The 21431-nt window shown below is 40.7% G+C and carries 18 protein-coding genes, 1 pseudogene and 1 other annotated feature; of the genes and pseudogenes, 8 read left to right on the forward strand and 11 right to left on the reverse strand.

Features of this window, described 5'->3' with window-relative positions; all coding sequences use genetic code 11:
• Nucleotides 1-45 precede the first annotated feature (45 nt).
• Entirely contained in the window at nucleotides 46-531 is a 486-nt protein-coding gene (gene moaC / locus AC3EMB_RS23265; RefSeq protein ID WP_000094153.1) for a cyclic pyranopterin monophosphate synthase MoaC, read from the forward strand.
• A 37-nt stretch (nucleotides 532-568) separates the two neighbouring features.
• Here the strand turns inward: moaC and AC3EMB_RS23270 are convergent, their stop codons facing one another.
• The 6 genes from AC3EMB_RS23270 to AC3EMB_RS23295 all read right to left on the reverse strand — a co-directional run bounded on the left by AC3EMB_RS23270 (nucleotide 569) and on the right by AC3EMB_RS23295 (nucleotide 7702).
• Nucleotides 569-1582, reverse strand: a complete 1014-nt coding sequence (locus tag AC3EMB_RS23270; RefSeq protein ID WP_016080015.1) for a molybdopterin-synthase adenylyltransferase MoeB — start codon at nucleotides 1580-1582, stop codon at nucleotides 569-571.
• Nucleotides 1583-1598: 16 nt separating this feature from the next.
• On the reverse strand, nucleotides 1599-2612 hold the full coding sequence (gene moaA / locus AC3EMB_RS23275) for a GTP 3',8-cyclase MoaA (protein ID WP_088023171.1): 1014 nt from the start codon (nucleotides 2610-2612) through the stop codon (nucleotides 1599-1601).
• 198 nt (nucleotides 2613-2810) lie between these two features.
• Nucleotides 2811-6632 (reverse strand): BclA-related collagen-like exosporium protein, encoded by a 3822-nt coding sequence (locus AC3EMB_RS23280; RefSeq protein ID WP_488517293.1) that lies wholly within the window; start codon nucleotides 6630-6632, stop codon nucleotides 2811-2813.
• A 117-nt stretch (nucleotides 6633-6749) separates the two neighbouring features.
• Nucleotides 6750-7073: a hypothetical protein gene (locus AC3EMB_RS23285; protein ID WP_001110852.1), complete on the reverse strand. Its 324-nt coding sequence runs from the start codon at nucleotides 7071-7073 to the stop codon at nucleotides 6750-6752.
• 20 nt (nucleotides 7074-7093) lie between these two features.
• Nucleotides 7094-7318 (reverse strand): spore germination protein, encoded by a 225-nt coding sequence (locus AC3EMB_RS23290; RefSeq protein ID WP_000512463.1) that lies wholly within the window; start codon nucleotides 7316-7318, stop codon nucleotides 7094-7096.
• Between the two features lie 78 nt (nucleotides 7319-7396).
• Entirely contained in the window at nucleotides 7397-7702 is a 306-nt protein-coding gene (locus tag AC3EMB_RS23295; protein ID WP_000141254.1) for a rhodanese-like domain-containing protein, read from the reverse strand.
• Between the two features lie 197 nt (nucleotides 7703-7899).
• Here AC3EMB_RS23295 and AC3EMB_RS23300 point away from each other — a divergent pair, with 197 nt between their 5' ends.
• Nucleotides 7900-8082 (forward strand): hypothetical protein, encoded by a 183-nt coding sequence (locus AC3EMB_RS23300; protein ID WP_000171889.1) that lies wholly within the window; start codon nucleotides 7900-7902, stop codon nucleotides 8080-8082.
• Between the two features lie 49 nt (nucleotides 8083-8131).
• Here AC3EMB_RS23300 and AC3EMB_RS23305 read toward each other — a convergent pair whose 3' ends face one another.
• The gene (locus AC3EMB_RS23305) at nucleotides 8132-9256 is read right to left on the reverse strand and encodes a homoserine O-acetyltransferase family protein (RefSeq protein ID WP_053563521.1); all 1125 of its coding nucleotides are present in this window, start codon (nucleotides 9254-9256) and stop codon (nucleotides 8132-8134) included.
• A 152-nt stretch (nucleotides 9257-9408) separates the two neighbouring features.
• Here AC3EMB_RS23305 and AC3EMB_RS23310 point away from each other — a divergent pair, with 152 nt between their 5' ends.
• The 5 genes from AC3EMB_RS23310 to AC3EMB_RS23330 all read left to right on the forward strand — a co-directional run bounded on the left by AC3EMB_RS23310 (nucleotide 9409) and on the right by AC3EMB_RS23330 (nucleotide 14567).
• Nucleotides 9409-11595 (forward strand): spore germination protein, encoded by a 2187-nt coding sequence (locus tag AC3EMB_RS23310; RefSeq protein ID WP_488517294.1) that lies wholly within the window; start codon nucleotides 9409-9411, stop codon nucleotides 11593-11595.
• 17 nt (nucleotides 11596-11612) lie between these two features.
• Entirely contained in the window at nucleotides 11613-12713 is a 1101-nt protein-coding gene (locus AC3EMB_RS23315; protein WP_000049082.1) for a spore germination protein, read from the forward strand.
• Entirely contained in the window at nucleotides 12683-13768 is a 1086-nt protein-coding gene (gene gerHC / locus AC3EMB_RS23320; RefSeq protein WP_069356328.1) for a spore germination protein GerHC, read from the forward strand. Before AC3EMB_RS23315 ends, gerHC begins: the two co-directional genes overlap by 31 nt.
• Before the next feature lie 92 nt (nucleotides 13769-13860).
• Nucleotides 13861-14046: a hypothetical protein gene (locus tag AC3EMB_RS23325; protein WP_000038781.1), complete on the forward strand. Its 186-nt coding sequence runs from the start codon at nucleotides 13861-13863 to the stop codon at nucleotides 14044-14046.
• Nucleotides 14047-14144: 98 nt separating this feature from the next.
• Nucleotides 14145-14567, forward strand: a complete 423-nt coding sequence (locus AC3EMB_RS23330; protein WP_043935254.1) for a pyrophosphohydrolase domain-containing protein — start codon at nucleotides 14145-14147, stop codon at nucleotides 14565-14567.
• Between the two features lie 44 nt (nucleotides 14568-14611).
• Here the strand turns inward: AC3EMB_RS23330 and AC3EMB_RS23335 are convergent, their stop codons facing one another.
• On the reverse strand, nucleotides 14612-15586 hold the full coding sequence (locus tag AC3EMB_RS23335; protein WP_488517295.1) for a hypothetical protein: 975 nt from the start codon (nucleotides 15584-15586) through the stop codon (nucleotides 14612-14614).
• Between the two features lie 95 nt (nucleotides 15587-15681).
• Here AC3EMB_RS23335 and AC3EMB_RS23340 point away from each other — a divergent pair.
• A pseudogene (locus AC3EMB_RS23340) lies at nucleotides 15682-15762 on the forward strand (GNAT family N-acetyltransferase); the annotation flags it as partial.
• 24 nt (nucleotides 15763-15786) lie between these two features.
• Here AC3EMB_RS23340 and leuS read toward each other — a convergent pair.
• The 3 genes from leuS to AC3EMB_RS23355 all read right to left on the reverse strand — a co-directional run bounded on the left by leuS (nucleotide 15787) and on the right by AC3EMB_RS23355 (nucleotide 21428).
• Nucleotides 15787-18195, reverse strand: a complete 2409-nt coding sequence (gene leuS, locus AC3EMB_RS23345) for a leucine--tRNA ligase (protein ID WP_063548820.1) — start codon at nucleotides 18193-18195, stop codon at nucleotides 15787-15789.
• A 65-nt stretch (nucleotides 18196-18260) separates the two neighbouring features.
• Nucleotides 18261-18480 (reverse strand) — a binding site (T-box leader).
• Between the two features lie 188 nt (nucleotides 18481-18668).
• Nucleotides 18669-19862 (reverse strand): MDR family MFS transporter, encoded by a 1194-nt coding sequence (locus AC3EMB_RS23350; protein WP_001137538.1) that lies wholly within the window; start codon nucleotides 19860-19862, stop codon nucleotides 18669-18671.
• A 342-nt stretch (nucleotides 19863-20204) separates the two neighbouring features.
• Nucleotides 20205-21428: a cation:proton antiporter gene (locus tag AC3EMB_RS23355; protein WP_000380176.1), complete on the reverse strand. Its 1224-nt coding sequence runs from the start codon at nucleotides 21426-21428 to the stop codon at nucleotides 20205-20207.
• Nucleotides 21429-21431: the final 3 nt, after the last annotated feature.

Here is a 21431-nt window from a genome sequence, read left to right on the forward strand (position 1 = left end):
TTAAACTTTATGTATTCAATAGAAATTACTTCAAGGAGGAATTCCATGTCTTCATTTACACATTTTAATGACCAAGGACGCGCAAAAATGGTTGATATAAGCGATAAAAAAACAACCGTTCGAACAGCAATTGCGTGCTCTAGCATTGTCGTTACGAAAGAAATTTACGATAAAATCTCTCACAATGAAATTGGGAAAGGTGACGTATTAGCAGTTGCGCAAATCGCAGGCATTATGGCTGCGAAACGAACTTCTGATATTATCCCAATGTGCCATCCTTTATTATTAAAAGGTGTTGACGTTTCTTTCGATTGGAAACAATCAGAAGAACAATATCGTTTACTCATTGAAGTAAAAGTTAAAACAGAAGGTAGCACCGGTGTTGAAATGGAAGCTTTAACAGCTGCTTCCGCTACCGCTCTTACTGTGTATGATATGTGTAAAGCTGTCGATAAAGGTATGATTATCGGCGAAACGTACTTACTTGAAAAAACAGGTGGAAAAAGTGGAGATTATACGAGAAATTCATAATCCTCTCTCCGTTGAACCTAAAGGGTTTCCTTTAGGTTCAACCTATATACCTTGCATATAAACTTTTCGCTACATTCATATCATTCGTCCCATGAATAAACGCCCTGCCATCTGTAAATAAAACAAAACGATATTCTTCTACCGGAAATGATAATAAATAAGGTGTCGCCTTTATCTCTACGCTTCTTTGTAAGCGCTTTTTAATTTCTTCTAAATTAAAATTCTTCCGCACACCCGGGCGAATTTGTACTGTATTTCGCCCACATAACACTTCTGTTTTTGTTTGTGCTTCAAATGTTAAGCTCGGATATGTACGTAACCTTCCGCAAGATAAACAAGTATCTTTTTTCTGCCTATTCACTTTAAATGCCATCTGTTGATTATTCCAAAGATCAAACGATAACATCGTTTCACGAAGCGCCCCAAAGTCTTCTACTAATATTTTCAGCGCTTCCGTAATTTGATGCGCAACTACTAATTGTACTGCCGGTTGTATAATACCAGCTGTGTCACATGTTGCTCCGCTCGCCGGATGCTCCATTAAACAGCGAAAACACGGTGTTTTCCCTGGTAAAATTGTATACGTTACTCCGTAACTCCCGACGCAACCACCATATATCCATGGAATATTATACTTTTGTGAAATATCATTAATGAGAAGACGCGTTTCAAAATTATCTGTCGCATCTAATATTAAATCTACATCACGCACTAACTCTTCCATTTCTTGCACCGTTACATCCGTCACAACCGGATTTATTTCCACCTCAGAATTAATTGCTTGTAAATGTTCTGCAGCCGCTATCGCCTTCGGTTTATACTGCTTTGCATCTTCTTCCGTATATAGTTGTTGTCTTTGTAAATTACTCCATTCTACATAATCCCGATCAGCAATCGTTACTTTTCCAACCCCTGCTCTAACAATCGCTTCTGCATTGGCCGCACCGAGAGCACCAGCACCTATAATAAGCACATGCTTCTCTCTTATTTTTCTCTGTCCTTCTTCTCCAACACCAGAAAATAATATTTGTCTTGAATATCGCTCCTGCATGCGATAGCCCCCTTTCTTATCCTCCTATATAAGACATTTCGATTTTCGGACGATTTTTTGCACTTTCTTCTGTCCGTTCATCCGAATACCTATCTTTTCTATTCATCCATACATCTTGTATAACACTTAATAACTCCTCATCCGACAGATTCCCTCTAAGAAGTTCTCTTACATTCAAACCCTCTGTCGCAAATAAGCACGTATAAAACTTTCCATCTGCCGAAATTCTCGCCCTCGTACAAGAGGCACAAAATGACTCAGAAACAGATGTAATAAAACCAACTTCAACATTTGTTCCAACATACCGATATCGCTTCGCAACTTCACCAAAGTAGTGGGCTTCAGCTGGCTCAAGCGGATACACCTTATGAATCATCTCAATCAATTCTCGCTTTGTAACCACTTGATCAAAATTCCACCCATTTGTACTACCAACATCCATAAACTCAATAAACCTAAGCGTGATTCCTTGCTCTTTAAAATACGCAGCCATCGGAAGTACTTGATGATCGTTCATCCCTTTTTTCACAACCATATTTACCTTTACTTCCAGCCCCGCCTCTTTAGCTGCTATAATTCCCTTAATCACCGGTTTCGTATTAATATTTCGACCATTAATATTCTTAAATATGTCGTCATCTATCGCATCTAAACTAACATTCACTCTATGTAATCCAGCTTCTTTTAATGCCTTCGCTTGTTTCGTTAAATGGATAGCATTTGTAGTTAACCCTATATCTATTAGCCCATCAATTTTCACAAGACGTGCAATAAGTTTTGCTAAATCTTTACGAAGTAGTGGCTCACCGCCAGTAATTCTAATTTTTCGTACACCGATGTTAACAAATAATTTTGCCAAACGCTCAATTTCATCAAAAGTTAGTAAAAACTCATCTTTCAAAAAAGCATAATCTGGCCCAAATATTTCCGCCGGCATACAATATGTACATCTAAAATTGCAACGATCAATGACAGATATACGTAAATCTTGAAGTGGGCGTCCAAAAAAATCTTTAACCATCTCCTGCATCGCCACCCTCCCTTTCTGCCAAATTTCTTTCTTTTCATTCTATTATAATATATTTTCGAACTGCGATGTTTTTGCTCAAGTGAATAAAGTGAAACTTTAAATAATTAGAGGGTATCCACTCCCCCTGGTTAACGAGTTTACTTACAAATACAAGGATAAAAAACCTTGAAACATAAAAGTTTCAAGGTTTTCTGCTTATTAACTTAATCTAATAATAGTTAGAGTAGCCCCTGGCGTTGCCGTAGATAATGTAGCTACTGCAACTACTCCAAATAACTGTAAGCTAACAGCAGCTCCAGCAGGCAAGTTAGCGATTATTGTTGCACTAAATGAACCAGTAGCGACTGTCGGGGCATTTATCGTTCCCGCAAGCGGACTGCCATTTACAGTTATACGAGAACTTACAAGTAAACCTGCCGTTAAATTAATTGTATAGGCTATATAATAGTTTCCTGCATTCGCAACTGTAAATACAGTATTTCCACCACTAACGGTTATTCCTGGGCCAATATTTTGATTGTTCGGTAATGGTACGTTAGTACCACCTAATAAAACGGAAATAGCGGTTCCTGATGTATTATTCGCAAACGCATACGTTGCAGTTGTACTAACTCCAGTCGCCCCGGTCGCTCCTGTTGCTCCAGCTCCGGTTGGACCTGTATCTCCAGTTGGACCTTGTGAACCGGTTGCTCCTGTAGCCCCCGTTGGACCTTGGATTCCTTGCGGGCCTTGAATTCCTTGGGGACCGGTCGCTCCTGTTGCTCCTGTTGCTCCCATTGGACCTTGAATTCCTTGCGGGCCTTGAATTCCTTGGGGACCGGTCGCACCGGTCGCTCCTGTTGCTCCCGTTGGACCTTGAATTCCTTGCGGGCCTTGAATTCCTTGTGGGCCTTGAATTCCTTGTGGGCCTTGTGGGCCGGTCGGACCTATGTCACCTTGCGGACCTTGGATTCCCTGCGGGCCTTGTGCTCCGGTTGCCCCCGTCGCTCCTTGGATTCCTTGTGGACCTTGTGGACCTTGAATTCCTTGTGGGCCGGTTGGACCTATATCGCCTTGTGGGCCTTGAATTCCTTGGGGACCTTGTGCTCCGGTTGCCCCCGTTACTCCTTGGATTCCTTGCGGACCTTGAATACCCTGTGGACCGGTTGGACCTATCTCTCCTTGAACACCTTGGATTCCTTGCGGCCCCTGTAAACCCGTCACTCCGGTTGCTCCCGTTGCCCCTGTCGCTCCTGTCACTCCAGTTGAGCCTGTCGCCCCGGTATCTCCTGTTACTCCTGTCGCACCTGTTGCTCCTGTCGGGCCAGGTGGTCCACCTGATGGACCTGTCACTCCCGCCGGACCTGATGGCCCCGTTGGGCCGGTCGGTCCTGCAGGCCCTCCTGACGGGCCAGTCACCCCTGTTGGACCGGTTACTCCTGTTGGACCGGTAGTTCCTTCTCCCGTCGCTCCGGTTGCTCCCGTTTCTCCTGTTGCTCCCGTCGGACCTTGCACTCCTTGAATTCCTTGTGGTCCTTGCACTCCTTGTGCTCCTGTTGCTCCTTGAATCCCTTGTATACCTTGCACTCCTTGTGCGCCCATCGGACCTGTTGGACCAATCGCCCCTTGTATACCTTGCACTCCTTGGGGCCCCTCTGGACCTGTTGCTCCTATTTCCCCTTGTATACCTTGAATTCCAGTTGCTCCTTGTGCTCCAGTTACTCCCGTTATCCCTTGCACACCTTGAATTCCCTGTATTCCTTGTGGACCTTGTGGGCCTGTTGCTCCTACCGGTCCTTGAATGCCTTGTATCCCTTGAGGACCCTCTGGACCCGTTGCTCCAACTGGCCCTGGCACACCTTGGATTCCTTGCGGGCCCTGAAGTCCCTCTGGGCCTTCTGGACCTGTTGGACCTATCTCTCCTTGTATCCCTTGGATTCCAGTTGGACCTTGTGGCCCAGTCGGACCTATGTCACCTTGCGGACCTTGGATTCCCTGTGGGCCTTGTGCTCCTGTTCCCCCTGTCGCTCCTTGGATTCCTTGAGAACCTTGTGGGCCTTGAATTCCTTGTGGGCCTGTTGGACCTATGTCGCCTTGTGGGCCTTGAATCCCTTGCGGACCTTGATCTCCAGTGGCCCCCGTTACTCCTTGAATTCCTTGGGGACCTTGAACACCTTGGGGACCCGTCGGACCTATCTCTCCCTGAACACCTTGGATTCCTTGCGGACCTTGTAAACCCGTCACTCCGGTTGCTCCCGTTTCTCCTGTCGCTCCTGTCACTCCAGTTGAGCCCGTCGCCCCGGTATCCCCTGTTACTCCTGTCGCACCTGTTGCTCCTGTCGGGCCAGGTGGTCCACCCGATGGACCAGTCACTCCCGCCGGACCTGATGGCCCCGTTGGGCCGGTCGGTCCTGCTGGTCCTCCAGATGGGCCTGTTACCCCTGTCGGACCAGTTACTCCTGTTGGGCCTGTAGTGCCTTCCCCTGTCGCCCCAGTTGCTCCCGTATCTCCTGTTGCACCCGTCGGACCTTGAATTCCTTGTATTCCTTGAGCACCTTGCACTCCTTGTGCACCTGTTGGGCCTTGAATCCCTTGTATTCCTTGCACTCCTTGTGCGCCCATTGGACCTGTTGGACCAATCGCCCCTTGAGCACCTTGCACTCCTTGGGGACCCTCTGGGCCCGTTGCTCCTATTTCTCCTTGTATACCTTGAATTCCAGTTGCTCCTTGTACTCCTGTTGCTCCCGTTATCCCTTGCGCACCTTGAATTCCCTGAATTCCTTGGGGACCTTGTGAGCCTGTTGCTCCTACCGGTCCTTGAATGCCTTGTATCCCCTGTGGCCCCTCTGGACCCGTTGCTCCAGCTGGCCCCGGTACTCCTTGTATTCCTTGCGGGCCCTGAAGTCCCTCTGGACCTTCTGGACCTGTTGGTCCTATATCGCCCATTGGACCTTGTATCCCTTGAACTCCTTGTGGTCCTGTTGCTCCTGATGGCCCTGGTACTCCTTGTATTCCTTGTGGACCTTGATCTCCTGTTGCTCCTGTGGCCCCTTGAGGACCTATAGCCCCCTGTATACCTTGTGGACCTTGATCTCCTGTTGCTCCCGTTCCCCCTTGAATACCCTGAACTCCTTGGATTCCTTGTTCACCAGTTATTCCTGTCGGACCAGGAATACCTTGAATCCCCTGCGGTCCTTCTGGACCTGTTGGGCCAATTGGCCCTTGAATTCCTTGTATTCCTTGCAAGCCCTGTGCTCCCGTACTTCCAGTCGGACCTATAGTTCCCATTGCTCCTGTTACCCCTGTACTTCCTGTAGCCCCAGTACTTCCCGTTGCTCCAGTCGCACCTGTACTTCCACTCGGTCCACCACCCGGACCTGTCGCACCAGTTGGCCCCGTTGGACCAGGAGGTCCTCCAGATGGTCCAGTTATCCCTGTTGGGCCTGTTATTCCAGTCGGACCTGTTAGCCCCTGACCCGTTGCTCCGGTTGCACCTGTATTTCCACTCGGTCCTTGTGTTCCTTGTATCCCTTGTGCTCCTTGTATTCCTTGTGGACCAGTTGCACCCGGTAACCCTTGGACGCCTTGAATTCCTTGAGGTCCCTCAGGTCCCGTCGCTCCAATTGGCCCCTGTAATCCCTGTATTCCTTGTATACCTTGTGCCCCAGTCGCTCCCGTTGGACCAATCGGACCTTGTAACCCTTGCACCCCTTGAGGTCCTGTCGCTCCAGTTTCTCCTTGTGGTCCTCTCAATCCTTGTGGCCCCTGCTGCCCTTCTGGTCCCGTTGCGCCTATTGGTCCAACTGGCCCTTGAATCCCTTGCACACCTTGAGGTCCAGTCGGACCCATCTCCCCCATTGGACCTTGAAATCCTCTCGGTCCTTGCGGTCCAGTCGGACCTTGTGGACCTGTTGGACCAGTAATCCCTATACCTGTAAATCCAGTTGGAACAGGGGGGAAAGTAGGTCCAATAAGTTCGGGTGGAATTCTAAAATTAGAGCTTAACGAATTTTGCTTCCGATTATTATCACGATTCTTCACACTTTCACCACCTACAAACCGTCTTTTTCATAATAAATAAACCTCTTCTTAATCTATTTACAAAAATAATCTCCAAGACTATTTTTATTTCAAATAAATAAAAACTCCCTTAATTCCTTAAGGGAGTCCTGCAATTGAATCCATATTATCTGTATTAGGGACAGCTTGCGCTATACCCGATGCATTTACACTTTGCCCCATATTTGTTCCTGTTACAGTACCAGCAGGAGTGCCTCTTGTATATGTTGTCGTCACCGAATCACCCGGCTGTAAACAAAGCTTCGTCTCCGTCCCTATTACTGTAACAACATCAATCCAAGTGCACCCCATTGAACCACTATATGATTTCGAAGCAGTAAATGAAGTATCACTCAAATTATCACCTGTAAATATATTCCCAGTATTATTAACAATAACAAATTCTTTTATATGCGCAGGCATAATTACACTCTACCTTTCCTTTATGAACCTAACGTACGTGTACTTGTTGCCAAAGGCGGAAGAAATACCGATGTTCTAATCACCGCTTCTGGCTGCCTTTTTCCATTTAAAAAAATAGCCGCACTCGATCCTCCAGCACCTGCATATACTTTCGCCACAGCTAAAGGCGAGATATCATAACAGTCACCGACATTAACAGCGCCTGTATTATTAATAATTTTCACTTTACGCAAATTAATTCCCATTTCCCCCTCCTCCTTTTTTATACTGTATGCAAAAGAAAAAAACTTGAAACAGACTCGCTTCAAGTTTTTAACTATTAACTATTTCGTTTCACCTTCATATTGAAGCATACCGCCAACCATGTTCACTGTTTTAAACCCTTGCTCATTTAAATAATGACATACATTTTCACTGCGCATTCCCGAACGACAAATAAAGATATATTCATTCTCTTTATTAAAGAAATCTACTTTATGTGGGATATCGCCCATTTTAATATGTACAGCTTCTGGAATCTTTCCTGCCGCTACTTCTTCATCTTCTCTTACGTCTACTAGAAATAACGTTTCTCCATTTTCTAAACGCTCTTGTACCTCTTCTGTAGTAATTGTATTAACTTCTGTCATATGTAGTTCCTCCTTATATACAATAAAACCTTTAGTTTCTTTTTCACAAACATTCTCTACCAATTTTAGCACGCAAAAGAAAGAACGCAAAGAATCGAAAAACTATTTCTCAATTTTCTCTAAAAATTTATTCTTTACAAACATAACTAGCACATTGTATCCTCAATATACTTGTTTTATGAAAGGAGTCGATTAAAATGACGCTTTTTCTTTTCATTATGGGCATTGTGTTCTTACTCGCTGCAATTATTGCTCTTAGTATGAAAAATAATAGAAAAATAAACTCCCCACAAGAAATGTCATTCTTATTTCTATTGCTCAGCATAGCGTTTTTCGGTATAGCAATCGCTACATATATTTTCCGTCTACAAATTATGTAAAAAAAGGTGCCTACTACAAACATTGCACCTTTTCCCCATCATTTGTCTTTTACACAAAACTAGATACTTTCCGATTCAAAAATTCATAAACCTTTTTTTCAAATAAATGAATATCAAATGCTCCTGCCATATGCCCATTTATACTTTCAATCTCATACACTTCCGCATATTTTCCTTGTTTTTGCAAAATATCTACCATTTTATAATTATAACGAGACGGCTGAAGTAAATCTTGTTTACACGGAATCATAAGTACATTCGCTTCTATGTTAGAAAGAGATTCTTCTAGTGAAGAAAACCCATGTGCAATATCATGCAATAAAACTGCCTTCGCAGTATACATCCATGAATTTGCATCTACTAACTCTATACTTCTATATGTCGCTGTATTTATCTCTTTTTCAAATGATGTTAATGTAGAAAACTTTTCATAAGGTTCTATCTCGATACTATTACGAGGAAATGCCATTTCATAAAAATGCTCATCAAACGCATTCATAAACATCATTCTACTCGCTAAATGAAGCCCCTTTATAGGCTGCTCTTCTCCATATTTTCCATCTTTCCAACTTGGATCCAGTTGAATTGCCTCAATCGCATTTTGTGCTACGTTTACTGACGTAATAATTGGATTTTGTGGGTTCGTAATAACGCCAATCATCCGCTCTACCATATGTGGATAGTGAACCGCCCATTGTTGTGCAATCATTCCCCCCGCCGACGGTCCGATTACAGCGTGTAACCTTGAAATTCCCATACCTTTTATTAACTCATATTGCATACGAGCTACATCAAGAAATGTAAAAACCGGAAAATCCATAGCATATTCTTCTCCAGTTTCTGGATTAATCGATTTCGGTCCTGTTGTAATCACATATGGATTCCTCGCCTGCACATTACAAAGATTATCCGTACATATAACAAAATACTTATTTGTATCAATTGCTTTCCCAGGTCCAATGAGCCCATCCCACCAACCAGACTCCTCATCATGCACTGTATATTTTCCTGCCGCATGACTTGTTGCACTAAAATAATGACAAACCAAAATCACATTTGACCTTTCTCTATTCAACGTACCATATGTCTCGTATCCCATTTGAACAGGAATTTCTCTGCCATTTTCAAACATAAACTCTTTTAAAACGAACTTCTCCTTTTTTACAATTTGCACAGACTCTCCCTCTCCCTGTTATAGTATGAACTGCTTACTAAAGATTTTTTTCTATGTAAACTAATCTCCTTCTTCTTTTCATAAATAAATGAATAATATACAAAATTAGCCACAAAATAGCACTATATTACAAGATTAAAGAGGGCGTACATATGATTTGGAATTGGTTACGTAAGAAAAAAAAATCAAATACACCAGAAGCAAACGAAACAGATAACTGGGAGCAGCATTCTAACAATCAAGAAGATGATAACGAAGAACAGACTAGAAGTATGAAACATAATAAAGGTAAAAATAACGAGCAAAAAGATTCTTCTCAGGATACGCAACAAAGTGCTAAACAGGAGGACTCGTCTCAAGATAAACAACAAAGCGCTAAACAAGAGGATTCCTCTCAAGGTAAGCAACAAAACGATAAACAAGAGGATCCCTCTCAGAATAAACAACAAAGCTCTAAACAAGAGGATTCCTCTCAGGATAAGCAACAAAGCGCTAAACAAGAGGATTCCTCTCAAGATAAGCAACAAAACGATAAACAAGAGGATTCTTCTCAGGATAAGCAACAAAGTGCTAAACAAGAGGATTCCTCTCAGGATAAGCAACAAAGCGCTAAGCAAGGTGATTCTTCTCAAGATAAGCAACAAAGTGCTAAACAAGAGGATCCCTCTCAGGATAAGCAACAAAGCGCTAAGCAAGAGAATTCCTCTCAGGATAAGCAACAAAGCGCTAAGCAAGGTGATTCCTCTCAGGATAAGCAGCAAAGCGCTAAGCAAGGTGATTCTTCTCAAGATAAAAAACAAAATACTAAGCAAGATGAACCTTCTCAAAGTAAGCAACAAAGCTCTGGAGGTAATAGTATTTATGACTTTACAAAACCAGAAAAAGACCGTATTCATTCCCTACAAGATTTAATAGAGAAACTTAAAAAGTCTAGTGATTTTATTAATTACCATACATCTGACGATGAAACGATGCCTTATTGGATTTCTTACTATCGCCCTTCACTTGATGGAGAGAAATTACAGAAATATTTAATGCCTACTCTTTTAGAGAAACCTTGTGCTTCTCTAGAACAACTAAAAGAACATATTCCGATGAGCGGCATTACAATTACGAACGATTTACAAAAAATTGAGGATATGGTTTTAAAGGGGCATGCGATCATTCAATTAAATCAGCAAGATCAAAAATGTATGCTTGCAAACATTGCAATTGATAATTATCGTGCGCCAACCCCTCCTTTAAACGAATCAACTGTTATTGGTCCGCAAGAAGGTTTCGTAGAGGATATTGATACAAACATTAATTTAGTTCGAAAACGTCTTCCTGTTTTGGATTTACAAACAAAAGAAATGATTATCGGCGAGTTTTCCAAAACAAAAGTTGTCATGATGTATTTAGACAACCTCGCTGAAAAAGATAATGTAGATTTTCTAGAAGAATCATTACGCGCTCTTGAGTATGATCAAATTAATGATAGTGCTTATATACAAGAATTGATGGGTGAAAAATCAATCTTCCCTCTCTATATCAATACAGAACGCACTGATAGAGTTACAAAAGCACTAATTGATGGAAAAATCGCTATTTTCGTTGATGGTTCTCCAAGTGTTTTACTAACACCTGTATCCTATTTCGATTTTTTCATTTCACCAGAAGACTATAACGTCTCCTGGATGTACGCTACATTTTCAAGGATTTTAAGATTAATTGCCGTTCTATTTTCAATTTGCGCTACACCGTTATACGTTGCAGTTTTAAATTATCATTATGAACTTATTCCAAGTGATTTACTTGAAACTTTGATTTTATCAAGGGCACAAGTACCATTCCCACCTTTAATTGAAGCGCTCTTTTTAGAACTTGCAATTGATTTATTAAGAGAAGCCGGCGCAAGGTTACCAATGAAAGTTGGTCAAACGCTCGGTATTGTAGGCGGTATCGTAATCGGGCAAGCATCTGTACAAGCTGGTTTAACGAGCAATATTTTATTAATTATCGTTGCCTTATCAGCACTTGCTTCCTTTATTACACCTATTTATAAAATGGGTAACGCTGTTCGATTACTACGCTTTCCTTTTCTTATGTTTGCAGAAATAGGCGGATTGTTCGGGATTTCTCTTGGATTTATCTTCTTATTTACTCATCTATTCAGGCTTACTTCTTTACGCAAGCCGTACGCTTTGTTTTATCCAACAAGACAACAATCTGTTAAAGATTCTTGGATTCGTTTTCCTTTAACAATGATTGATACAAGAGATGTACAAGCAAGGCCACAACATGTAAAAAAAGCAGCGAAAGGAATTTCAACAAAACATAGATCAGACTTTGATGATTAAGAAATGAGGTGCATTCGATGAGTAAAGTTCAAGAAAAATATCAAATATCTCCTGTCTTTGTTTTCTTCTTAATTCACGGTGCACAGTTCGGAGCTGGAGTTCTCGGATTCGCTCGAATTATCGCAAAAGCCGCTGGATACGACGGCTGGATGGGAGTTATAATCACAGGAATTTTCATCCATATTATTATATGGATGATGTATGTCTTATTAAAAGAAACAAATGGGAATTTAGTTGATTTACATCGGCAAACATTTGGAAAATGGCTAGGAAATGGCATTAGCATCATCTTTATGGCTTATTTTTTAATCGTTAGTATTTCAGTCATCCGAACATATGTTGAAATTATTCAAGTATGGATGTTTCCTACCGCTTCCACCTTTATGTTAACACTCTTTTTATGCTTAGTTAGCTATTACATTATCTCTTCTGGATTTCGTGTCATTACCGGTATTTGCGTCATCTCTGTTGGTGGTACATTAGGATATTTATTTCTAAGCTTATTCGTTTTGAAATATTCACATTGGGATAATTTACTACCTATATTCACACATTCTTTTTCAGACATTTTAAAATCCGCTCAACTGTCAATCTACAGTATGACCGGTTTTGAGATTTACCTCATGGTGTATCCATTTGTGAAAAAGCCTATGCAATCTCATAAATACGCTCAGCTTGGAGCACTATTTTCAAATCTTCTATATCTATTTAGTACCCTTTTAGCCTTTGCATTTTTTAGTGAGAAGCAATTGTTAAAAACAATATGGGCACAACTTTCTATGACCCAAGTCATTCAATTACCATTTATAGAAAGACTCGAATATATTGCAATTTCAGGCTATGCACTCGTTATTATTTCAAGTTTTATCCTCCCTTTATGGGCGTCAATGAGAGGAACTCATGAAATATTCCGTGTAAAACAAAGGGGTGTTTTAATTGCTTTTATCTTTATCACTCTCATTGTTTCGCAACTTTTAACAAACAGACACGATATTAATAACTTTATTAGTAATGTATCAAAAGTTAGTTTTTGGCTCATTTACGTATACATCCCAATCCTATTTATTATTGTGTGGGTGAAAAGAAAATGGAAAAAATCAAAAGCACAAGTAAATTAATACTTATTTCTTGTATAACATTCTTCAGTCTAACTGGATGTTTACAAAAAAATATTATCGATGATGTACAACTTATTCAAGGAAGCGTTTTTGATGTCGCAAAAGATAATAAAGTAAAAGTGACATTCGTTTGTCCCATTCAGAAAAAAGGAAATAAAGTTCAAGTTTTTGAAGGCAGTGCAAATGCGGTAAAACAAGTAAAAGCAGACACATCTTTAGAGTCTTCTCAACCATTTGCTAGCGGACAAATGCGTGTCGCTCTATATACAATAAGACTTGCCAAAACAGGAATGTCTACTTCATTCGATACATTACTTCGAGATGTGAATATAGGGAACGCTTTATATGCTGCTTTATTAGATGGGAATGGTACTGAACTTTTAAAAGGCAAATATTCGACTTCATACAACGTTGCAATTTATATAAAAAAATTGCTAGAACATAACATGGAGACCGGACCTTTACCAGCGGATAATCTACATATAGGAGCATTTCGCTATTACCAAGAAGGAAAAGACTACTATATTCCCATTCTAAAGAAGCATGGTGATAAAATAAAAATTACCGGAATTGGCCTTTTTAAAAAGGATAAATATATCGGTAAAATTGCGGAAAAAGATATGTTCATATTTAAAGGACTATTAGAGAAACATAAATTAGATTCACATGAATTTAAAACAGATTCTGCGTACGTAATGATTAATAATATTCGTTCTGTTCCAACTTACGATATAAAAATTAAAAACGGGAAGCCTTCCTTTTTCATTCACGTTCATCTTGATGCACGTATTCAAGAACTATCGAAACAAATTAACTTAGAAAATAACAAGAACACAAAAAAGATTGAAAAAAATGTCCAAAAACAATTGGACATACAGGCTGCCAAATTAATTAAGCAGTTTAAATCTTTAAACGTCGATCCTCTCGGGCTAGGTGCAAAGTATAAGCAACATTATCGCCCATTCAAATTAGAAGAATGGAGACAAATGTATAAAGATGTTCCAGTTCATATAAAATACACCGTAAATATTACAAATTCTGGTGTCATTGAATGAGAAATGATTGAACTCCTCTCTCCAGCATGATACAACGGAGAGAGGAGTTTTTTATTATTAAATAGAGAGAGAAGATATTTATGGGGGAGCTTATGTCTAAAAAATTAGTAAAGCCTATTTTAAATGGTATTTTATTTCTCGGCGTCTTTTTATTTGCTCATACATACTTAAAAAATGTTTCCTTCACACGTTACTTGCTTGTCGTTATACCAATGTTACTGGTCGGTATTTTTGGCATCGATCTTATTTCATCCCTTTTAATAAAAAAAGAAGAATAACGAGCGAACATCTTATTTCGATAAGATGTTCTTTTCATTTCATAATCACCTTATGTTACAATGAAATTCGGCAGAAAACGAGAAAGGATTGAAACAACATGACAAACGAAAAAGGTTTAGATAAAGGATACGAACTTGTTGCGAAAATGCATGAAGTATTCGGACATCCTGTGACAAATACTCCAACAAAATTAACAGAAGAGCGCGCAAAAATTCGTGCGAGTTTTATGCAAGAAGAGCTAGAAGAATTTCTAGAAGCAACAACTGTTGAAGATCAATACGATGCACTGATTGACCTTATTTACTTTGCATTCGGAACGTTTACAGAAATGGGTGTACGTCCAGATAAAGGATTCGAAATTGTAAACAATGCCAACATGGCAAAACTATTCCCTGATGGGAAGCCTCGATTCCGTGAAGGCGACGGTAAGATTCTAAAGCCAGAAGGCTGGCAAGCACCAGAGCCACAACTTCGTGCTGAAATCGAACGTCAGCGCCAAGAAGCTGAAAAAAACTGCTAGGATTTCCTAGCAGTTTTTTACTATGTCTTTTTTTCTGCAACTCATTAATGACCCGCGTGCCCCGCGTGTCCTGCTGCTCCACTAATACTAGCTGCTCCTGCCGCTGCCCCTGCTGCCCCTGCTCCAATTCCACCTGTCCAAGGAGAAGATTGTTGCTGTTGTTGATATTGCTGATATTGTTGGTGCTGTTGGTGCTGTTGGTGCTGTTGGTGCTGTTGGTGCTGTTGACCGTGGTGGCCTTGGTGACCTTGATGACCTTGGTGACCGTGTTGGACTTGATGGCCTTGGTGATGGTGTCCATGATGTTGGCCTTGGTGGTGCTGTCCATGGTGACCGTGTTGGACTTGATGAGTTTGATAAAGAACAGCTTGCGGATGAATGTGGTGGTGGCCTTGGTGATGTACTTGTTGCCCCTGATGACCATGTTGACCTTGATGATGGTGATGACCTTGGTGGCCGTGTTGACCTTGATGGTGGTGATGACCTTGGTGGCCGTGTTGACCTTGATGGTGGTGATGACCATGATGGCCGTGTTGACCTTGATGGTGGTGATGACCATGATGGCCGTGTTGACCTTGATGATGGTGATGACCATGATGGCCATGTTGACCTTGATGATGGTGATGATGACCATGGTAACCGTGAACTACTTGCGGATATCCACCTACTCCTCCTGCTATAACACCTACTCCTGGTACAGGAAATCCTGTCTGTACTCCTCCAACGAAAGATGGAAATGCAGTTGGTACGCCTACTGGTACTCCTCCCGCTGCTCCGCCAACAAATGTCGGGATTCCAGTTTGCACTCCGGCTACCGATGATGGAAATCCTCCTGTTAATGTTGGAATTCCAGTTTGTACACCCGCTACTGATGTAGAAAACCCTCCAGGTGTTCCGCCCATCCAGCTCGGAATTCCACCGTATCCTTGTTGTCCTCCTCCCATTAACATCATTTGTTCATAACTATCCGACCCACTCCCGAAGAAACCATGTGGTGCATTATTGTCCATCCCTTTCATTCCTTTCACCTCTTCTACTCAATTTAGCCTACCTTTTTTATCATATTTCCTATAGAAAAATAGGTGTTTGTCTGTATTGGAATTCCGCTCTTTTATTTGTACGTAGTGGAATAATTGAAAATTTAGATGAAGGTGACCCTGAGATTATTTTCTACACAAAAAAGCTCAGAGCATAAACGCTCTGAGCTTTTTTAAATGATTTAGTTTGCAACAACGTTAACAAGTTTTCCAGGAACAACAATTACTTTACGAACTGTTTTCCCTTCAATTTGGTCTTGAATTGCTTCAAGTGCAAGTTGTTCCATTTCTTCTTTTGATGCGTCTTTACTCATTGTTAGTTTTGCGCGAACTTTGCCCATAACTTGAACAACGATTTCAACTTCATCTTCTACAAGTTTAGACTCATCAAATGTTGGCCAGCTTGCATATGTGATTGTTTCATTGTATCCAAGTTTGCTCCACAGTTCTTCCCCGATATGAGGTGCAACTGGTGCAATCATTTTTACGAAACCTTCTACATATTCTTTTGGAAGTGTTTCAGCTTTGTATGCATCGTTGATGAATACCATCATTTGAGAAATCGCTGTGTTGAAGCGAAGCTCTGCATAGTCTTCTGTTACTTTCTTCACTGTTTGGTGGTAAGCTTTTTCAAGCTCTTTATTTGGTGCGTCAGTAATTTTCTCACTTAATTCACCGTTATCTTGAACGAATAGACGCCATACGCGGTCTAAGAAACGACGAGCTCCGTCAAGACCATTTTCAGACCAAGCGATTGAAGCATCTAATGGGCCCATGAACATTTCGTATAGACGAAGTGTATCTGCACCGTGGCTTGCTACGATATCATCAGGGTTTACAACGTTACCTTTTGATTTACTCATTTTCTCGTTGTTTTCACCTAGAATCATACCTTGGTTGAATAATTGTTGGAATGGCTCTTTTGTTGGAACTACACCGATATCGTATAATACTTTATGCCAGAAACGAGCATATAGTAAGTGAAGTACAGCATGTTCTGCACCACCGATATAAATATCAACTGGAAGCCATTGTTTTACTTTTTCAGGATCTACAAGTGCTTCGCTATTGTTTGGATCGATGTAACGTAGGTAGTACCAGCAGCTACCAGCCCATTGCGGCATTGTGTTCGTTTCACGACGACCTTTTTTACCAGTCTCAGGATCAACAACATTTACCCACTCGTCAATGTTAGCAAGTGGTGATTCACCTGTACCTGAAGGACGGATGTTTTCTGTTTTCGGAAGAACTAATGGTAATTCCTCTTCTTTCACAGCTGTCATTGTACCATCTTCCCAGTGAATTACTGGAATTGGTTCACCCCAGTAACGTTGACGGCTGAATAACCAGTCACGTAGACGGTACGTGACTTTTTGATTTCCTGCGCTCGTTGCTTCAAGCCATTCAATCATTTTTGCGATTGCTTCTTCTTTATTTAATCCATCAAGGAATGCTGAGTTTACGTGTGCACCATCACCTGTGTACACTTCTTTCGTAATATCTCCGCCTTTTACAACTTCCTTCATTGGAAGATTAAATACTGATGCGAATTCATAGTCACGCTCATCGTGAGCTGGAACTGCCATTACAGCACCTGTTCCGTAAGTTGCAAGAACATAGTCAGCAATCCAGATTGGTAATTTCTCACCGTTTACTGGGTTAACTGCGTAAGCACCAGTGAATACACCAGTTTTCTCTTTCGCAAGTTCTGTACGCTCTAGGTCACTCTTCATTTTTACAGCGTTAATGTAAGCTTCTACCGCTTCTTTTTGTTCTGCTGTTGTAATTTCTGCAACAAGTGCATGTTCCGGAGCAAGTACACAGTATGTTGCACCAAATAGTGTATCAGGGCGCGTTGTGAACACCGTGAACTTCTCGTCTGTACCGTCGATGTTGAAGTGTACTTCTGCTCCTTCAGAACGACCGATCCAGTTACGTTGCATATCTTTTAAGCTTTCAGGCCAATCAAGCTCATCTAGATCTTCTAATAGACGATCTCCGTAAGCTGTAATTTTTAACATCCACTGTCTCATCGGACGACGCTCAACTGGATGTCCACCACGCTCACTCTTACCGTCAATGATTTCTTCGTTTGCAAGTACTGTACCAAGTGCTGGGCACCAGTTTACAGGTACTTCATCAACGTAAGCTAAACCTTTTTCAAATAATTTCAGGAAGATCCATTGTGTCCACTTATAGTAGTTTGGATCTGTTGTATTTACTTCACGGTCCCAATCGTAAGAGAAACCTAATGATTTAATTTGGTTACGGAACGTATTAATATTATGCTCTGTAAATTCTGCTGGGCTGTTTCCAGTATCAAGTGCATATTGCTCTGCTGGAAGACCAAATGCATCCCATCCCATTGGATGAAGAACGTTATACCCTTGCATACGCTTCATACGAGATAAAATATCTGTCGCTGTATAACCTTCTGGATGTCCTACGTGTAAGCCTGCACCTGATGGATATGGGAACATATCTAGTGCATAAAATTTTGGTTTTTCTGTCTCATCTGGCGTACGGAATGTTTTATTCTCTTCCCAGTACCCTTGCCACTTCTTCTCAATGTCTTGATGATTAAAGCTCATGAGATACCCTCCTTGAAATTCTATTTATTTTCACCGCCCAAAATACAAAAAACCTCTCATCCCTAGAAAGGGACGAGAGGTTATAGATTCCCGCGGTACCACCCTAAATTAATGTAAAAATATACATTCGCTTAGATCCGTAACGTGGATTAACGGCAATTGCTACTATTAGTTTCACAACTGCAACTCAAAGGCGAGTTCATAACGAAACGTGGATTGACTTGCACCGACCGTCAACTCTCTAAACCAGCTTCTATTACTACTACTCCTTCTCACTGTTATTACACATATAAGTTAAGTGAACTATCCTTCACCTAGTATCTCTTAAGGGCTTACTTAAAGCGAGGACTTCTCGGTTAATCGTTACTCTTAATAACTAACGAATTCATCTTAAGACAGCCGAGCTATCTCCCTTGTTCTAAAGGTTGTTTTATTTAAATATATTCTAAAACATGTGAACATGTTCCGTCAAACTAAACTGCAATTTTTTCTTCAACTGTTTCTTCTACTTTTACTCGTTTATCATAAATACTCGTTGCTATAAGCGCTACTACAAGCATTACCATGATTGCTATAAACAATACTTCCATATTGTATAAATCCACAATTGCTCCGCCAACGACCGGCCCGAACATTTTCCCTACAGTCGCCGCACTATTTACGACCCCTTGATAAAACCCTAATTTATCTTTTGGTGCAAGTATATTTGCAATCGTTGGAACCGCAGGCCATACAAATAACTCACCAATTGTTAATGTTACCATCGCAACGAGGAACATCGTAAATTGCTGCGCTTGACTTAACACAATGAATGACGCCGCAAAAATGAAGATTCCAATCATAATTTGCTGTTTTAAAGAACGCTTCATCCAACGAATTAGCATACTAACAAGTGGCTGCGCACAAACAATCATCGCTCCGTTTATCGTCCATAATAAACTATAGTGACGAAGGCTAATATTCAATTCTTGCATATGTGTTGCAATCGCTCCTTGCCACTGTACGTATGTAACCCAGCATAAAGCATATGCTACACACACGATAAGAAGTGCTTTAAATCCAGGTGTAAGTGACCACCCTTTTTTCGTTTCGACTTCTTTTTGCACTCCTGGCTCTTTCTTGTCTTCCATACCACGGAATCCGATAAAAGCAATTAAGAAGAAAACAAAGTATAAAATAAAGTTCGCTAAGAAAATATAATCAAAACGATATGAAGCAACTAAACCACCGCACGCTGTTCCAATCGCAATACCGACGTTTTGTCCAACATACATCGCATTAAACGCTCGTCTTCCGCCCTCTGGCCAAACCGTACCAACCATCGCGTACATCGATGGGAAGACCATCCCAGAACCGAAGCCGATTAACGCTAGCCACACAACATATAACGGCCAACCGTGGAAGAACACAAGACCTAAAATCGATACAAGTGTAATGACAATCCCTACTAAAATTGATTTATAACCGCCCCATTTATCAAATAAAACACCGCCGAGCAAGTTTCCGATTACACCAGTAAGCGAGTTGATCATTAATACCATTCCGGCCACAGATAAAGATTTGCCTAGGTGATCATGCAAATAAATTGTATTAAAAGGCCATAAAAAAGAAGCACCCGTGACATTAATAATCATCCCAGCTACTAATAGCCATACTTTCCTTGGCATAGTTTCCCCTCCTATTCTATTTTTTTCGTTCATATATATAACAGTAAAATTGTAGTCGTTTTTAAATAGGAAGGCAACTGATTAATAGTTGATGAAATTCAGATAATGGTTCGACGGTAAATGAAATTATATTTATCCCTGCTTGAAAATATATCAGCGATTTTGGAAATATATCGACCGCAACTCAAAATAGATCAGCGATTTTTCAATTATATCGACCACAACTTGAAATATATCAGCGATTATTAAAATATATCAACTTACCGACAAAAAACGACAACAGTAACAATATATAAAAGGGTAGACTGCATGAAATTTTCATGCAGTCTACCCTTATTTATACTATCCAACTTCTTTTTCTCGCTTCGCACTTTCTTTAGCGCTCCATTTAAATATTTTATCTAATAAGGAATATATTCTCCCAGATTCTTTCGTTAACAAAGGTCCTAACGATGCTAATATTAAAACATACAAAGCTGAGAATGGTTTAATCGTTGCCATTAAGCCGCCCGCAATTCCAATATTCGCGACGATAATGGAAAATTCTCCGCGTGATACAAGTGTTAAACCGATATTCGTAGAAGCCTTATGCGATAACCCAGCTTTACGCCCCGCTACCATTCCAGCAGTAAAATTACCGATAAGAGTAATGAAAACTGCTCCTAATGCCAACCACACTGCTCCCCCAAGCGAAAATGGGTCTATACTTAAACCGAAGCTGAAAAAGAATATAGCTCCAAAGAAATCACGAAATGGAACAACGAGCTGTTCAATTCGATCACTATGCTCTGTTTCAGAAAAGACGAGCCCCAATAATAATGCTCCAATTGCCTCCGCGACATGAATCGTTTCTGAAAATCCTGCTACAAAGAATAAAATAGCGAATATTACGATAATGAAAATTTCATTGGACGAAATATCTAACATTTTATTTAAGAATCGTGTAGCTTTTCTAGCAACTACAAAGAATAGTAGCATATACCCTACTGCGATTAAAATAGATGTAAGAGCACCTACAAATGACGTTGCCCCTCCGAGTACTAATCCTGAAACGACTGATAAATATACTGCTAAAAAGATATCATCAAACATAATGATTCCTAAAATTAGCTCCGTCTCTTTATTACCAGATCTTCTTAAATCAACAATTACTTTCGCAACAATTGCACTCGATGAAATTGTTATGATCCCAGCAATAATTAATGTTTCTAATAAGGGGAAACCCATTATATATCCGTAAAGTAAACCTAATATAAAATTAAGCGATATATGAACAGTTCCCCCAAAAGCAATTGATTTTCCTGATTTAATTAATTTTTTAATTGAGAATTCTAAGCCTAAATAGAATAAGAGGAATATAACGCCAACACGGCCGAGGAAGGAAATAACTTCTCCGCTTTCAATAAATCTTAAATCGATAAGCCCTAAATCTGGCGCATGTGGCCCCACTAGCATACCGAGTATAATGAGAAACGGAATAATCGAGAACTTTAACTTTGCAGCGAGAATAGCTGCAAAAGCGACTAATACTAACGCAGTCCCAACTTCAAAGATTAAAGTATCCATCGA

The sequence above is a fragment of the Bacillus sp. LQ16 genome (assembly GCF_057784645.1).

What these genes read in the sequence shown, in the direction of transcription:
- AC3EMB_RS23285 (WP_001110852.1), bottom strand. Translation starts at nt 7,073, where the DNA reads ATGCCTGCGCATATAAAAGAATTTGTTATTGTTAATAATACTGGGAAT.
- moaA (WP_088023171.1), bottom strand. Translation starts at nt 2,612, where the DNA reads ATGCAGGAGATGGTTAAAGATTTTTTTGGACGCCCACTTCAAGATTTA.
- AC3EMB_RS23315 (WP_000049082.1), top strand. Translation starts at nt 11,613, where the DNA reads ATGAGTAAAGTTCAAGAAAAATATCAAATATCTCCTGTCTTTGTTTTC.
- AC3EMB_RS23290 (WP_000512463.1), bottom strand. Translation starts at nt 7,318, where the DNA reads ATGGGAATTAATTTGCGTAAAGTGAAAATTATTAATAATACAGGCGCT.
- AC3EMB_RS23295 (WP_000141254.1), bottom strand. Translation starts at nt 7,702, where the DNA reads ATGACAGAAGTTAATACAATTACTACAGAAGAGGTACAAGAGCGTTTA.
- moaC (WP_000094153.1), top strand. Translation starts at nt 46, where the DNA reads ATGTCTTCATTTACACATTTTAATGACCAAGGACGCGCAAAAATGGTT.
- AC3EMB_RS23330 (WP_043935254.1), top strand. Translation starts at nt 14,145, where the DNA reads ATGACAAACGAAAAAGGTTTAGATAAAGGATACGAACTTGTTGCGAAA.
- AC3EMB_RS23355 (WP_000380176.1), bottom strand. Translation starts at nt 21,428, where the DNA reads ATGGATACTTTAATCTTTGAAGTTGGGACTGCGTTAGTATTAGTCGCT.
- gerHC (WP_069356328.1), top strand. Translation starts at nt 12,683, where the DNA reads ATGGAAAAAATCAAAAGCACAAGTAAATTAATACTTATTTCTTGTATA.
- AC3EMB_RS23300 (WP_000171889.1), top strand. Translation starts at nt 7,900, where the DNA reads ATGACGCTTTTTCTTTTCATTATGGGCATTGTGTTCTTACTCGCTGCA.
- leuS (WP_063548820.1), bottom strand. Translation starts at nt 18,195, where the DNA reads ATGAGCTTTAATCATCAAGACATTGAGAAGAAGTGGCAAGGGTACTGG.
- AC3EMB_RS23325 (WP_000038781.1), top strand. Translation starts at nt 13,861, where the DNA reads ATGTCTAAAAAATTAGTAAAGCCTATTTTAAATGGTATTTTATTTCTC.
- AC3EMB_RS23270 (WP_016080015.1), bottom strand. Translation starts at nt 1,582, where the DNA reads ATGCAGGAGCGATATTCAAGACAAATATTATTTTCTGGTGTTGGAGAA.
- AC3EMB_RS23350 (WP_001137538.1), bottom strand. Translation starts at nt 19,862, where the DNA reads ATGCCAAGGAAAGTATGGCTATTAGTAGCTGGGATGATTATTAATGTC.
- AC3EMB_RS23335 (WP_488517295.1), bottom strand. Translation starts at nt 15,586, where the DNA reads ATGAAAGGGATGGACAATAATGCACCACATGGTTTCTTCGGGAGTGGG.
- AC3EMB_RS23310 (WP_488517294.1), top strand. Translation starts at nt 9,409, where the DNA reads ATGATTTGGAATTGGTTACGTAAGAAAAAAAAATCAAATACACCAGAA.